The organism is Streptococcus henryi DSM 19005 (assembly GCF_000376985.1).
GTDB classification, from domain to species: Bacteria; Bacillota; Bacilli; order Lactobacillales; family Streptococcaceae; genus Streptococcus; species Streptococcus henryi.
The window spans coordinates 31,342-44,257 of sequence record NZ_AQYA01000033.1 but is presented as its reverse complement, the minus strand read 5'-3'; the positions used below and the strand labels follow the sequence as shown (position 1 = coordinate 44,257).

Genomic DNA, 12,916 nt, shown 5'->3' with positions numbered 1-12,916 from the left:
GATGTTATCACTCTTGATTTTACTAATCCTAGTTTGGAGTTTTTATATCGGATATAGCCGTGGCATTATTTTGCAGGGCTTCTATACTCTAGGAGTCATTTTGTCCTTTTTTGTGGCAACGCGCTTCTATCAAAAAGTAGCAGAAGCGATTACGCTGTGGGTTCCCTATTCCAATCCTGCTGAGGGAGCTAGTGTTTACTTCTTTAAGGAAGTAGCGCTTTTTGACCTGCACTATGTTTACTATGCAGGTGTCGCATTCTGTCTGGTCTTTTTTGCAAGCTATTTAGTGATGCGTTTACTAGGCATTTTTGTGCATTTTGCTCCTATTGATTATTTTGACCGTACCCCAGCTCATCTTATCAGCGGTTTATTAGGTGTCTTATTGACTCTAATTTTTATGAGTCTAGGCTTCAGTACTTTGGCAACCATTCCTATGGCATTTGTACAGAATCTCCTATACAGTAATCCTTTTATTACTTTCTTAATCAATGGCTTCCCGATTTTAACAGCATTAATCAAACACTTTTGGGTAAGCATGATTTTGAAATAGACTATTTAGGCTTTTGAAAAATAGCAGAGCTGCTCTGCCATTTCCTAAAAATAAATGAATTTTTGACGACACTAATAGCCCGACCAGAAATGGTTGGGCTGTTTTTTTAGTTTGTTGAGTAGATAGCATCTAGGCAATCGTTGATTTGTTTTCGAATGTCTCGTAATGAGAACTTGTCGCTAGTGTCAATGACTCCAAAAACACGGTAATGATTTTTAAAGAGTTCTTCGTAATTGATATCTTTACCGATAATAATAATCGTAGCTAATTGGGATCTTTGTCGAATATCCTTCAGATAGGAGTGCATCTGTTCTGCTGTGAGGAATCTTGATTTTATGATAAAATAAGTGCTAGGTGCAAACGTTTTACAAGGATAATATCCAAGAATTACTTTTATTTTTAAAATTTGTTGGTTCTCTAATAAGTAAAGTCTGACCATTAGCATAGTCACCACACTCATCAGGGAATTGGGTAAAATTGAAATCATATCTCGCCCTTTCTTTTTTAGTTAGATATAGTCTAACATAGAAAAATCAGTTCGGATGACTATATCCTAAACAGTCATTGAACTGTCCTGAACTGTAAATAAATACCGTTTAAGATGTTTCAACAACCGTTTAGGATATGAAAGTTTTTCTTTCCTATTTTGTGTTACTCTGATTCTATGGAGGGTAAACGAATGACTACTGTAATTATTAACAAGAATCAGGATATTATCAAATTAAATTTATCAGATATTTATTACATCAGAACCCATCCTGAAAAACCTCATTATGTTCAAGTTATTACTGCGGACACTAATTATGATGTAATAGATAAACTGAAGAACTGGGAGATAAATTTTTCAGAAGATCTGGCCAGGTGTCATCGAAATTGCTTGGTCAACATTTCTCAGATAAGAGAGGTTCGCTTTCAAGAAAAAGAACTCATCTTAGGAAATAGTGGCCAATACAGGGTTAAATTTTCAAGACGTCGCTATGGTTACTTACGTGAATTGCTATTGAATAAAGGAGATGCGTGACATGAATATATTTGTTTTAGAAGATGATTTTACTCAGCAGGCTAGGATTGAGACTACTTTAACAGGATTAATTAGGAAACATCAAATTGAGCCCAAAATATTTGAGGTTTTTGGAAAGCCAGATCAATTGTTAGCTGCTGTTGAAGAAAAAGGCGCTCATCAACTCTTCTTTTTAGATATTGAAATTAAGGAGGAAGAGAAAAAAGGTCTTGAGGTCGCTAGACAGATTAGAAATAAGGACCCTTATGCTATTATTGTATTTGTGACAACACATTCAGAATTCATGCCATTATCTTTCCGATATCAAATTTCAGCTTTAGATTATATTGATAAGGAGTTATCGGCAGAAAATTTTGAGAAACGAATTGAGGATGCTCTGACTTATGCTTATTCTAAAAATGCTAAGACTATCGCCGAAGATTCTTTTTACTTTACTTCAAAGTATGCTCAAGTCCAGTATCCCTATAAGGAATTGCTTTATCTAGAGACTTCTCCTCGTCCGCACCGAGTTATCTTATATACTAATACAGACCGAATGGAATTTACAGCTAATTTATCAGACATTCTAAAACAAGAAAAAAGGCTGATTCGATGTCATCGTTCTTTCCTCATCAACCCTTCAAATGTGGTCAAAGTGGATAGACAGGAGCGCCTTGCTTATTTTGAAAATGGTACAACTTGTCTAATTGCGAGAAATAAGGTTGATGATGTTATAAAGGCGATAGATAAATTACATTGATTAGGAGAATGGAATGACTGCAGTTTATAAGATTATTTATTTACTAATTGATATTGGTCTACCTATTTTTCTGTTTTCTAAAGTTAATGCTAATAGGTTTAGTTCAAAGGAATTGACGGTAGCATTTCTAATTAGGATAGCCATAATGTTATTACCTTTAAGTTCGGAACATGTCTTTTATTATTTATCACTACCCATATACATGATTCTATTATCATTTTTGATATGGAGACATCTTTCTAAAGTCCTAATTATTTTTTATGGGTTATTTCCAATTACTTTATGGAACCTGTTTTACAGATCAATCAGTTTTTTTGTGCTACCATTATTTGGTATAGATTCCCTTTTTTTTGAAAGTAGCTTTTACAATACAATTCTAGATTTTATTGCTATTTTACTAGTACTACTTTTTTTGAAGTGGCTGAAGTACGATTTTTCAAAATTGAGGAGTGATCTTCTGGATAGAAAAGACAGAAATATCCTTTATCTGACTAATTGGATTATGGTTAGTTACTATATTATTGTACAGATGTTGACTTACTTAGAATTTGAGAAAAAGATTAATACTCAGAGTTATAGAGAAATCATGATTATTCTATATCTGATTATTTTTATGGGAATGATTACTTCGCTAGATAGACATTTGAAAGACAGGCTTCAAGAAAAACTGAACTTTCAGCAGGAGCTACAATTGATTAATATGGAAAACTATAGTACTCACATTGAGGAGCTCTATCGTGAGGTTAAAGGGTTCAGGCATGATTATACCAATTTATTGACGACACTAAGATTAGGGATTGAGGATGAAAATCTTGAACAAATTAAAGAAGTCTACAATTCTGTGCTTAAGGATACCAATCAACAGTTTCATAATAAAAAATATGATATAGGACGATTAATTAATATTAATAATCCAGCCTTAAAAAGTCTTTTATCCGCAAAATTCATGCAGGCAAGTGAAAATAATATCTCTGTGACTCTAGAAGTTCCTGAAGCTATAGAGCCACAGGGAATGGAATTGGTTGATTTTATTACAATCGTTTCTATCTTGTGTGATAATGCTATTGAAGCAGCCCTTGAAGTAGAAAAAAATTCTTTTATAAATATTGCCTACCTCAAAGTGGATAAAAAGCATTTATTTATTATAGAGAATGCTAGTAAGCAAGAAACAGTGCCTACCCCGGAGCTCTACTCATACGGTGTTAGTTCCAAAGGGGAAGGCAGAGGAATTGGATTAAATAATGTACTGAAAATTATTGATAAGTATCCAAATGTATCAATAAATACATCTAGCCAAAATCATAAATTTTGTCAGGTATTTGAGATTAGGATGTGATAGTAGGGAGGATGTTATAGCACTCTCTTAGGAAAAATGTTTATGTATTTAATAATAGATTTATTGTTAACGTTTTATATTGATTATTAAAAAACTAAAAACTTGAACTGCTCCCTGTCAAGTGGACAATGAAATAATAAAAGATTAAGCAACGGCCTTGTTCCTCATTTCAAGAGGAGCAAGGCCATTGTTCTTCTCTTGAAAACGTTGGTTATTGTAAAAATAGATGTAGGTATCAATATCTGTGACTAATTCTTCAAAAGTCTTGTACATTTTTAAATCGTAGCACTCTGTCTTAAAATGACCAAAGCAGCTTTCTATCGGAGCGTTATCAATACACTTGCCAACACGGGACATAGAACGTGTTATCTGATATTGTGTGGTCACCGTACGGTACTCTCTAGAAGTATATTGAGAGCCTCGGTCACTATGAAGAAGAGGTCTGGCACCAGGGTTGGCTTCCATAGCTTTAGTTAGTGTTGCCATGACCAGTGGATTATCGTTAGTTGGCTGATATGATAGGCTACGATTGAGACATCGTAGAGATCCTTAATAGCACTTAAATAGGCCTTACTGCCTAATCCATAGGTCATAAAAGTGACATCTGTACACCATTTCTGATTGGGAGCAGTGGCGGTAAAGTCTCGATTAAGGAGATTGTCTTCAACAGCAGACTTCTTCAATTCCGATGTGTATTTCTTCCAAGTATGACTTTCCACAAGAACATCTATACCATCAGATTGATGACATCTAGTCCATTTTTCGAGAGACTGCATGGCGACATCAAATCTCCTTGATAACTGACCTAGTGATTTCCCCTTCTCAAGGTGAGACAAGACAGTATCTAACTTTTCTTCAATACTCTTTTTACTTCTTTTGGACATACGAAAAAACCTCATAGTTTCTAGTGAAATGTTTTGTTATTTCACTAGAAACTATGAGGGGAGTGTACCAGATAACAAGGGTTGGTTTTATTTGAAATCGAATTAATTGGCTGATTATATTTTGAATTTTGTCATCAATAAAGATTGGTAACAACTATTATTAGAGTTTATCATCCAATTTTATAACGTGGTTCACTGGCTTTTTTTTGCGAGTTATTGATTTTTTCTAAAAGATATTCTAAAATACCTCCACCTTTGATGTCATTAAGTTCAGTTGATGTAAGTTCTGTGAATGAATTGATTGTTTTTTGCTTGTCCATAGAGGACCTCCTTTGTTTTTATATTTCTATTTCTATTATAAACTATTTTCAGTAATATTCTTGTTCATATCCTGAAATGTCATTGAAACTTCCTAAATGGTTAGTTGGTATTTTTAAAAATCTTATCTTTATAGTAATCAAAGAAGTTTTTTTTGGCTATCACACTAGTGACACGTCCTTGAAGTCCGTATTGAATAAGAGAGCTTTTTTCTTTTGATAGTGAGGCTCTTGCGATTACTTTAAAAAGGTTGCCCTGTTCAGTTTTTGTAGCAGTTTCATCAATACTTTCAACAATGCCATTAATGATAATCGATTGATTACCAATTTTTTCAAGTTCTAAACGAACACTTTGATTTTCCTTAAGTAAGCTAACATATTCTGAACTAACATAGTAGGTGATGAAGACTTCCTTACTTTCAGTTATATTAGGGTAAATTTGCGCAATTTCATTACCTGAAGGTATTAATCTCTTGCCTTCAAACTCATTATTAAGAGAGACGATACCGCTTTCTGGTGCTTTAATTATATTATTTTTAAGTTGTTCTGAAGCTTGTTCAAGCTGAGATTGGATATCTATTATCTGAGTATCAATAGTAGTTTGTTGCTGGGAAGCATTTTGTAAGAACTGACTACGAAGGCTTTCAACTTTTGAATTAAGGCTGTTGTCATAGGTTGAAATATTCGATGTACTTGCTTTTTGAATATTGAGATTATCAATTGATGCTTGTAGTTGTGAAATATTTTGATTAATTTGAGAGATGTATTGCTCAGTTGTACTTGCTCCTTGGCTCTCTTGGAATGTAGAATGATAGCTATCCAATGTTGATTGATGCGGATTTTCAGGAGAGAGACTTTTTGAAGAATTTTCAATAGCAGTACGTAATTCTTCATAATCAAAAATCTGCTGATAAATATTATTTATCTGGTTATCTATTGCTGATATTGTATTATTTGCTATAGTAGCTTGATTCCTAATCTCGGTGTTAGTTTTGGTGATTCCAAGTTCGATTTCCTGAGATTGTGCTAGAAATTGATTAAAGGTAGAGATATAGCCAAATTCGTCTTCTCCTTGAAAAAGATTTGTTCCCTGTTCGAGACTTGATTTTAAGATCGTTAAACATTCCTTTTGTCGCTCAAGATTTGTTAATTGTTTTTCCAAAGATTTCTTTTGACTACTTTCCATCGTCTCTGAATATTGAATAACAACTTTATCTTTTTCAACAAATTGATTATTTATCAAATGGTTGGCAGTGATGGTATTGTTACTAGTAGATTGAATAGAAGCGATAATCTTTGTAGGTGTAATCTCACCACGGGAAGTTAGTGTGACTTCTTTTTTTGCAAAAAAGGAAAAGGTGAACAGAAAGCCTACCAATAAGACTAGAGGAATAATTAAGAATGTTGCAAAATTGTGATAGCGTCGCTGATAAAACTCAGCACTTTTAAAAAGGTTTGGATTCATAAAAAGTGCTCCTTACTTACTAAATAGGTGATGATAGAAACTATCTTGATCCATTAATTCTTGATGTGATCCGGTCTCGATTATCTTTCCTTGATCAAGGACAATGACCTGATTGGTACGCTCTGAAATACTGAGACGATGTGCTACAAAAATAATGGTTTTATCAGGTAATGCCATAAGATTATCAATGACTTTTTTCTCTGTTAAAACATCTAGGCCACTGGTTGCTTCGTCTAAAATAAGAACAGGAGCCTTGGTTAGCAGTGCCCTCGCAAGTGCGATACGCTGCTTTTGTCCTCCAGATAGTCCAGCCCCATCAGAAAGCTGTGTCTGGTACCCCATTGGCATTTGTTCGATATCTCTACGAATTTCTGCAATCTCACAAGCTTTTATAATATCTTCTTGGCTTATCATTTGATTGGCACCAAGAGTTAAGTTCTCTAGAATAGAGCCACTAAAGATATAAGCTTGTTGTGGTAGATAGTTGATATGCTGACGTAAGACTTTTTTATCAATCATTTTGAGGTCGTTCTTATTAAGAGTAATACGCCCTTTATATGGCTCAAAGAAATTCACAATCATCTTTGCCAGTGTTGTCTTTCCGGAGCCGCTAATACCAACAAGACTAACCTTATCTCCTTTTTTAATTGTCAAATTAATATCTGAAAGAGTATCCCGTCCAAATCCGTACTTATAGGAAAGATCTTCAAATTGGATATCTCCTTTGAGAAATTCAGGATTAGTCAGGCTTTGTTTGTCCTCGAATTCGGAAGAAACGAGATAGACTTCATTAAGACGATTATTTGCAACCTTTGCAGATTGTAGTTTGGTTTGAAGATTGATAATATTTTCAAGAGGATTGGTAAAATAGGTCAAGAGTGTATTAAAGGTAATGAGTTGTCCAACAGAGATTTTACCAGTCATCACTAACTGTGCTCCAAACCAAAGAATGGCAACATTAAGAATAAGCTGTGCTCCTTGCTTAAGGCTAGTTTGTAAAATGGAATATTTGTTGAGTTTAAAAGACTTGTCTAAATAATCTACAAATTCACTATCAATTTTTTGATAGCGACTCTCCTCGCTGGTTAGTGATTTAATGGTTTCAATACCGTTGATATCTTCAATAATAGCAGAGCTAAGCATAGAATTACTTTGCATGACTTCATTATTCATCTTTTCGAAAGGTTTCATAAAAGCAAAAATGATGACAATGTAGATAGGAATTGAAATTAAAGAAAGAAGAAAAAGATTGGTATTTTGAATTAGTAAGACACTTGCAACAATAACTAAAATAGAGACATCTAGGAAAAGTGATAGGATAGTAGAAGCTAAGGCATCGATAATGGAATTAGCATCTGTAAATCGTGAAATAACTTCCCCCGTTCTCCTTGTTGCAAAGAAGGACATGGGGAGTTCAAAGATATGACGGATATAAGACAAAATAACATCAATGCTTAAACGTTGGCTAAGGACTGTTAGAAGATAATCCCTAGAAAAGCTCATCATTTGTTGCAGTGTATAGGTAATAATAAGGCCAATAGAGATAATTCCTAGAGTGGATTTCATCTGATTGGGGATATATTCATCAAGAATGCCTTGTAAATAGTATGAACCTAAAATGTTTATTAAAGTTACTAAGAGACTTGCAAGTACAATATAAACTATTAAGGATCGTTGTTTAAAGATGAGAGGCAGAAAGCTCAATAAGCCATTTTTCTTATCTTTATGAGGCTTATAGCTTGGTTCAGGTGCTAGAAAAATGGCCACGCCAGTCCAATCTTCAGCAAACTTTTCTTTACTCAAACGAGTGACTTTTACACTGGGATCTGGATCGCCAATCAGAATGGCATTTTTGAGTACCTTGTACACCACATAGTAATGTTGTATTTTTCCATCCTTGTTCACATGGACTATAAAAGGATATGGGACATCATCCATATCAAAAAGACTCATATCTGCCTGAATAGCTCTTGTTTCAAAGCCCATTTCTTTAGCTGCTTTGACAATCCCAAGAGCGGTTGTTCCCTCTTTGTCTGTTTTTGCCAGCTCTCTTAAATGGGCAAGGGAAAAATCAGAACCGTAAAATTTAGCAATAGAAGCTAGTGCAGCTACGCCACAATCCCTTGCATCTATCTGAGGAACAAATGTTTTTTTGTAGTTTACCATAGTATTTCCTTTCAAAATGATAGACTAATTATCTCAAAAAATGAAAGAAAGAAACAAGTAAATCTTAAACGGTCATCGAAACGTCTTAAATGGTAAAAGAAGAAAAAGTTAATCTGAAAAACAATTCCTGAACGGTTACCATTAGGACCTAAACGGATAAAATTTCCCGTTTAGGACGATTCAATGACTGTTTAGGAAATGAAGGAAATTTTTTTTGAAGAAGTGCTATACTAAACTTGTCAAGGTTGCAACTGGACAAAATAAAATACATAGGAGGTATTCATGATGAATACAATGGCATTCGATAGTACTGAGTTTGTGATGCTCACAGAAGAAGATTTGATGACAATTGAAGCTGGTGCTAACTGGGATCGTGTTTTTGGAGGAGCTTCGGTTTATTTAGGTGCAACCATGGCAGTAGCAATGGCTACTAATCCAATTGGTTGGACAGCTGGAGCAGCCTACCTTGCGACCTGTGCTGCTTCAGGAGCCTATATTGGGTACGGTTTGGCAACATAATAAATTTTGCTAAAAATATAAAATTTGAGGTGAGAAAAGTGAAAAATAGAAGTTCTTTCATCATTTGTTCTGCAGTAATAATAATATCCAATATTCTATTGCTCTCTTTTTTTAACAATGGAGAAGAGATTGTTTCTAATCTGTTTGTTATAGTAGTTACGTTTTTTTTACTACCGATATTTTTATCGGCAGTTGATTCTAATAAGACTTCTTTGGTCAGATTAGAATCATCCGCCTTACTAATAATGGCAAGTTTATCTTTGTTACGTCTTGTGAATCGCATTGATACTATGCCTGTTATGCTAAATAATATAATGATACTTGTTGTTTTAGGAATAGGAATTTTGTTAATTGCCCTATCTATTGTGAGAATTTACAAAAATAGAGAGAAATAGCTTCTTGTTGCATAACAGTGACTGTCTCCCAATAGAAGATAAATTATTTTCGTCATATTTTCGAAACCTCTTTCCAACTTATAGTTTTTTAAAAAGGTAAGCGTTGATAAGTCGTTTACCTTTTTTATACTGCTTATTCCGTGAGTTCTTGTTGAGACAGAAAACTAATAACAATGAATAATACGATGTACTACTATTACCCGTGGTGCTAGTTGATATTTTATAGCTTTTTAGTTAACAAAATAACCCATTTGGTTTATACTGCAAGTGACTAAACAAACAGAGGTAATCCAAATGAGTCACTTACATTATACCCCTAAACACCATCATCTTCAATTGTCAATGGCACAATTATGACTAATTTGTCAGGAATTATATGAGAGCGTTGCTCCAGCAGAGTGCAAATGCCGAAAAAACATTGATAAATGTAAGGTTTCTGATATTGCCATCCTTACATGATGCTCTTTCAAGCTGAAATTGGGATTAAATCTCAGAGAAAGTTTTACCGTATTTATCAGCTTTTAGCAGCCTCCTCACAGTTAGAACGAAGTCGTTTCAACAGAAGATGTCGCTACCTCGTTCCACTCTTTCAATTGATACGAGCACGGTTTAATCAGTTGGACTTCCAAGAATTAGTCATCATCGATAGCTTTCCGATACTATTATGCCATCCTGTCAGAAATTTAAGAGCTAGATTATTGAATGACTTTGCCAACATTGGTTACAATGCTTCAAAACAGATGTGGTTTTATGGCTTCAAAGTTCATATGGCTGTCACCGAGTCAGGTTATATTCTGAATTATATTGTCACGCCAGCATCCGTCCATGATAGCCAAGTAGTTAAGGAACTACTAGATGGGATTAGGGCTCCGCATGTCCTAGCTGATTTGGGTTATTTAAGCAAAGCCTTGAAGCTAGACTTAGAAAGTAGAGGTGTGACTCTTTGGACCCCGCTACGCTCCAACATGGACGGAGCTAGACAGCATAACAATTACGATATTCTAGCCATCAGAAGAACTATAGAAACTCGATTTTCTATGCTATGTTCAGAATTTGATATTGAACACCCTTCAGCGAAATCCTTATCAGGTATTCAAGCTGAGATCGAAAGAGCTATATTGCTCTATAATTTAGGGTTCTTTATCAACTAGCACCACGGGTACTACTATTATTTTAGATCACTTTATTATTCAGGACCGCAATAGACAGACGTAGTAGTTTTTAATAATTTATAGAAGTGTGACAAGGCAGAATTTGCAAGAAATGCTATTGTAATAATCACTTGTACTAGCTTTTACCGAGGAGGCGGTGGACAATATGTCAATTTCAAAATTTGAAACTATTTTTGAAATTGCTTTATGGTTGGGTATCAACTTTTATGATTATGCTTGTTTTATTATGGAATATGTTAAAAAGAAGAAAAAGTTAATCTGAAAAAAAACACCTGAATGGTTAGAATTATGACCTAAACGGTATTCCTTTTACCATTTAGGAAAGTTCAATGACCTTTCAGGAAATACAGCTATATTTTTTTGAAGAAGTGCTATACTAAACTTGTCAAGCTTGCAACTGGACAAAATAAAATGCATAGGAGATATTCATGATGAATACAATTGAACAATTTGAAGTATTAGACACAGAAATGCTTACGACCGTTAATGGTGGAAAAACAGTTTATTATGGAAATGGATTATATTGTAACGAAACTAAAGGTTGTTGGGTTAATTGGGCAGAAGCTATTAATATTATTATTACTAACTCAACTATGAACGGTCTATCTGGCGGTAACGCAGGTTGGTACTCAGGTGGACCATTGTGATGAATAGATTGAAATGGTTCTCAGGTGGATCGGAAAGGCGAAGCCAAGCTATCGCTATTTTAGATGATTTAATTCAAGATATTAAATACGATCAACAATTTATTCCTTTGAAAAAACTATTGATTTCTTATAAAAATGAGCTGAAGAATGATGGTACGTCTGTTCCCTATATTCTTAGTCGAATGAATACTGAAATTTCTCATGTTTTAATTGAACAAAAACTTTGTTTATCTGAAAGTCAATCCGATAAGATAAAGAAATTAAGAGAGATATCTAATATTAGATATGGATACTAAGAATGGTTTTTGTTGGTTAAATTTGTTTAGTTTTTATAATTCTACTGATAAATTTGAACCCCACTATTAATTTAGAAATATAAAGCACTTCTATCAAATCTGGTAAACTAGGGATTGGAGTGCTTTTTGTCTTTGACCATAAAAACAATACAGTCTCCACAATATCTCAGATGGTAAGGCTAAAAACAATTCCTAAACGGTAACTTGAGGGGCTTAAACGGTCAAATTTTACCATTCAGGAAAGTTAAATGACTGTTTAGGATATAAGCATTTTCAAATGAATAAAACGTGTAAAATAGTCTTATCAAATATAAAGGAGCTTCAGATATGAGAAAACAATTACTCAAATCACTTTTATTCAGCTTAGCAATCTTGCTTACTTTAGGAACAAGTGCGGTACTTGCTGATGCGGAGAAAGCTGTATCTTCAGCTGAACAAGCTGTGACAGTTCTTGTAGAGGATGAAGTGCCAGAAGAGGTAGTCAATAAGGTATCAGATGAAGCAAATTCAGCTGACTCTGAGAATGCAATTGAAATTAGTATTGAAGAATATGAGGAAAATGTTACTGACTTCAATAAAATTAGTATTAGTGAGCTACATTTAGACTTTACAGAAGATGGATTGGAGCATACTATCTATTTTGGACGAGGAACTTGTTATTACTGCCGCCAGTTTTCTCCAGAATTGAGAGAGTTTAATCAATTAATTGATGGTAAGTTAGAATATTACGATACTTCCGGGGAAGATTTTGATGAAAGTGCAAGAGAATTTGTTTTTCAAACACTAGGAATCCCAGGAACTCCGACAATTCTTCATATTAAGAATGGTCAGGTGGTTTCTGGTTGGGTAGGAGGCGGAGTAACTGCCCAAAATCTTTATAACTTTATTTATCAAAGTCAGTCAGTTGAAGAGCCTGAAGTGGTCGCTCAAGAGTCAGAAAGCGAGATTTTGGAACCAGAAAGTAGTCAGGAAAACGTTCCAAATTCTGAACAAGAAAGTCAGAGTTCTACTGCTGAAGATGGTAAGACAAATTCAAAAAATCCATCCCAAAAATCCAAAAAAGTGAAAAAGAATTCAAAAAACAACAAAAATAACAAATCATCAAAAACAATATCCAAATCTTTGAAAAAGAACAAAAAACGATAGATTTTAAGCTATCACATAGTTAGTAAACTAATAAAAGCAATACTTAAGGAGAAAAAGTAATGATTAAAGAATTGTGTGAACAAGAACTTAATGACATTCTTGGAGGAAGTAGTTTAATACAGCTGATTCTAGGCGATGACTATAATTATTCAAGAACTAGACCAATTATTATTCCTAAACCGGAACCAATCCGACCAAAAACAGAAATTATGTAACTCTCTTAACGCAAATAAATAGTAAAGCAATCCCAGTCACTAGGGATT

The 12,916-nt window shown here is 34.1% G+C and carries 14 protein-coding genes and 2 pseudogenes; 11 read left to right on the top strand and 5 right to left on the bottom strand.

The annotated features are described in order from the left end of the window. Position 1: 1 nt before the first annotated feature. Positions 2-550, top strand: coding sequence for a CvpA family protein (locus F601_RS0106600; RefSeq protein ID WP_026183140.1), 549 nt, complete (start codon positions 2-4; stop codon positions 548-550). Positions 551-656: 106 nt separating this feature from the next. Here F601_RS0106600 and F601_RS12690 read toward each other — a convergent pair whose 3' ends face one another. Then, on the bottom strand, positions 657-857 hold the full coding sequence (locus tag F601_RS12690) for a hypothetical protein (RefSeq protein WP_051070622.1): 201 nt from the start codon (positions 855-857) through the stop codon (positions 657-659). A gap of 372 nt (positions 858-1,229) precedes the next feature. Here F601_RS12690 and F601_RS0106590 point away from each other — a divergent pair, with 372 nt between their 5' ends. Genes F601_RS0106590 through F601_RS0106580 form a run of 3 tightly spaced genes read left to right on the top strand, consistent with a single transcriptional unit; the run spans position 1,230 to position 3,646 of the window. Continuing rightward, the gene (locus F601_RS0106590) at positions 1,230-1,571 is read left to right on the top strand and encodes a LytTR family DNA-binding domain-containing protein (protein ID WP_018164878.1); all 342 of its coding nucleotides are present in this window, start codon (positions 1,230-1,232) and stop codon (positions 1,569-1,571) included. A gap of 1 nt (position 1,572) precedes the next feature. Beyond that, on the top strand, positions 1,573-2,310 hold the full coding sequence (locus F601_RS0106585; protein ID WP_018164877.1) for a response regulator transcription factor: 738 nt from the start codon (positions 1,573-1,575) through the stop codon (positions 2,308-2,310). 13 nt (positions 2,311-2,323) lie between these two features. Then, complete coding sequence (locus tag F601_RS0106580) at positions 2,324-3,646, top strand: sensor histidine kinase (RefSeq protein ID WP_018164876.1); 1,323 nt, start codon at positions 2,324-2,326, stop codon at positions 3,644-3,646. Between the two features lie 144 nt (positions 3,647-3,790). On the opposite strand, the pseudogene F601_RS12425 reads toward F601_RS0106580, so the two are convergent. The 4 genes and pseudogenes from F601_RS12425 to F601_RS0106555 all read right to left on the bottom strand — a co-directional run. Further along, positions 3,791-4,317 (bottom strand): annotated as a pseudogene (locus tag F601_RS12425) (IS3 family transposase); the annotation flags it as partial. Positions 4,318-4,700: 383 nt separating this feature from the next. Continuing rightward, positions 4,701-4,850 carry a ComC/BlpC family leader-containing pheromone/bacteriocin gene (locus F601_RS0106565; protein WP_018164873.1) on the bottom strand — a complete coding sequence of 50 codons (150 nt, stop codon included), beginning with the start codon at positions 4,848-4,850 and terminating at the stop codon, positions 4,701-4,703. 100 nt (positions 4,851-4,950) lie between these two features. Next, positions 4,951-6,312, bottom strand: a complete 1,362-nt coding sequence (locus F601_RS0106560) for a bacteriocin secretion accessory protein (protein WP_018164872.1) — start codon at positions 6,310-6,312, stop codon at positions 4,951-4,953. A 12-nt stretch (positions 6,313-6,324) separates the two neighbouring features. After that, on the bottom strand, positions 6,325-8,478 hold the full coding sequence (locus F601_RS0106555) for a peptide cleavage/export ABC transporter (protein ID WP_018164871.1): 2,154 nt from the start codon (positions 8,476-8,478) through the stop codon (positions 6,325-6,327). A gap of 285 nt (positions 8,479-8,763) precedes the next feature. On the opposite strand from F601_RS0106555, the gene F601_RS0106550 reads away from it, so the two are divergent. The 7 genes and pseudogenes from F601_RS0106550 to F601_RS13105 all read left to right on the top strand — a co-directional run bounded on the left by F601_RS0106550 (position 8,764) and on the right by F601_RS13105 (position 12,868). Beyond that, the gene (locus F601_RS0106550) at positions 8,764-8,997 is read left to right on the top strand and encodes a hypothetical protein (protein ID WP_026183138.1); all 234 of its coding nucleotides are present in this window, start codon (positions 8,764-8,766) and stop codon (positions 8,995-8,997) included. 38 nt (positions 8,998-9,035) lie between these two features. Continuing rightward, positions 9,036-9,392, top strand: coding sequence for a hypothetical protein (locus tag F601_RS0106545; RefSeq protein ID WP_018164869.1), 357 nt, complete (start codon positions 9,036-9,038; stop codon positions 9,390-9,392). Positions 9,393-9,686: 294 nt separating this feature from the next. Beyond that, positions 9,687-10,543: pseudogene (locus F601_RS0106540) on the top strand (IS982 family transposase). A 449-nt stretch (positions 10,544-10,992) separates the two neighbouring features. Beyond that, positions 10,993-11,211: a leucocin A/sakacin P family class II bacteriocin gene (locus F601_RS0106530; RefSeq protein ID WP_018164866.1), complete on the top strand. Its 219-nt coding sequence runs from the start codon at positions 10,993-10,995 to the stop codon at positions 11,209-11,211. Further along, positions 11,211-11,507, top strand: coding sequence for a bacteriocin immunity protein (locus F601_RS0106525; protein ID WP_018164865.1), 297 nt, complete (start codon positions 11,211-11,213; stop codon positions 11,505-11,507). Before F601_RS0106530 ends, F601_RS0106525 begins: the two co-directional genes overlap by 1 nt. A gap of 327 nt (positions 11,508-11,834) precedes the next feature. Next, entirely contained in the window at positions 11,835-12,653 is an 819-nt protein-coding gene (locus tag F601_RS12420) for a DUF6568 family protein (protein ID WP_018164864.1), read from the top strand. Positions 12,654-12,712: 59 nt separating this feature from the next. After that, positions 12,713-12,868, top strand: a complete 156-nt coding sequence (locus F601_RS13105; RefSeq protein WP_018164863.1) for a hypothetical protein — start codon at positions 12,713-12,715, stop codon at positions 12,866-12,868. Positions 12,869-12,916: the final 48 nt, after the last annotated feature.

Excerpts from the sequence above, each read along its gene's own strand:
- F601_RS0106600 (WP_026183140.1), top strand. The coding sequence starts at position 2 with ATGTTATCACTCTTGATTTTACTAATCCTAGTTTGGAGTTTTTATATC.
- F601_RS12690 (WP_051070622.1), bottom strand. The coding sequence starts at position 857 with ATGCACTCCTATCTGAAGGATATTCGACAAAGATCCCAATTAGCTACG.
- F601_RS0106590 (WP_018164878.1), top strand. The coding sequence starts at position 1,230 with ATGACTACTGTAATTATTAACAAGAATCAGGATATTATCAAATTAAAT.
- F601_RS0106585 (WP_018164877.1), top strand. The coding sequence starts at position 1,573 with ATGAATATATTTGTTTTAGAAGATGATTTTACTCAGCAGGCTAGGATT.
- F601_RS0106580 (WP_018164876.1), top strand. The coding sequence starts at position 2,324 with ATGACTGCAGTTTATAAGATTATTTATTTACTAATTGATATTGGTCTA.
- F601_RS0106565 (WP_018164873.1), bottom strand. The coding sequence starts at position 4,850 with ATGGACAAGCAAAAAACAATCAATTCATTCACAGAACTTACATCAACT.
- F601_RS0106560 (WP_018164872.1), bottom strand. The coding sequence starts at position 6,312 with ATGAATCCAAACCTTTTTAAAAGTGCTGAGTTTTATCAGCGACGCTAT.
- F601_RS0106555 (WP_018164871.1), bottom strand. The coding sequence starts at position 8,478 with ATGGTAAACTACAAAAAAACATTTGTTCCTCAGATAGATGCAAGGGAT.
- F601_RS0106550 (WP_026183138.1), top strand. The coding sequence starts at position 8,764 with ATGAATACAATGGCATTCGATAGTACTGAGTTTGTGATGCTCACAGAA.
- F601_RS0106530 (WP_018164866.1), top strand. The coding sequence starts at position 10,993 with ATGATGAATACAATTGAACAATTTGAAGTATTAGACACAGAAATGCTT.
- F601_RS0106525 (WP_018164865.1), top strand. The coding sequence starts at position 11,211 with ATGAATAGATTGAAATGGTTCTCAGGTGGATCGGAAAGGCGAAGCCAA.
- F601_RS12420 (WP_018164864.1), top strand. The coding sequence starts at position 11,835 with ATGAGAAAACAATTACTCAAATCACTTTTATTCAGCTTAGCAATCTTG.
- F601_RS13105 (WP_018164863.1), top strand. The coding sequence starts at position 12,713 with ATGATTAAAGAATTGTGTGAACAAGAACTTAATGACATTCTTGGAGGA.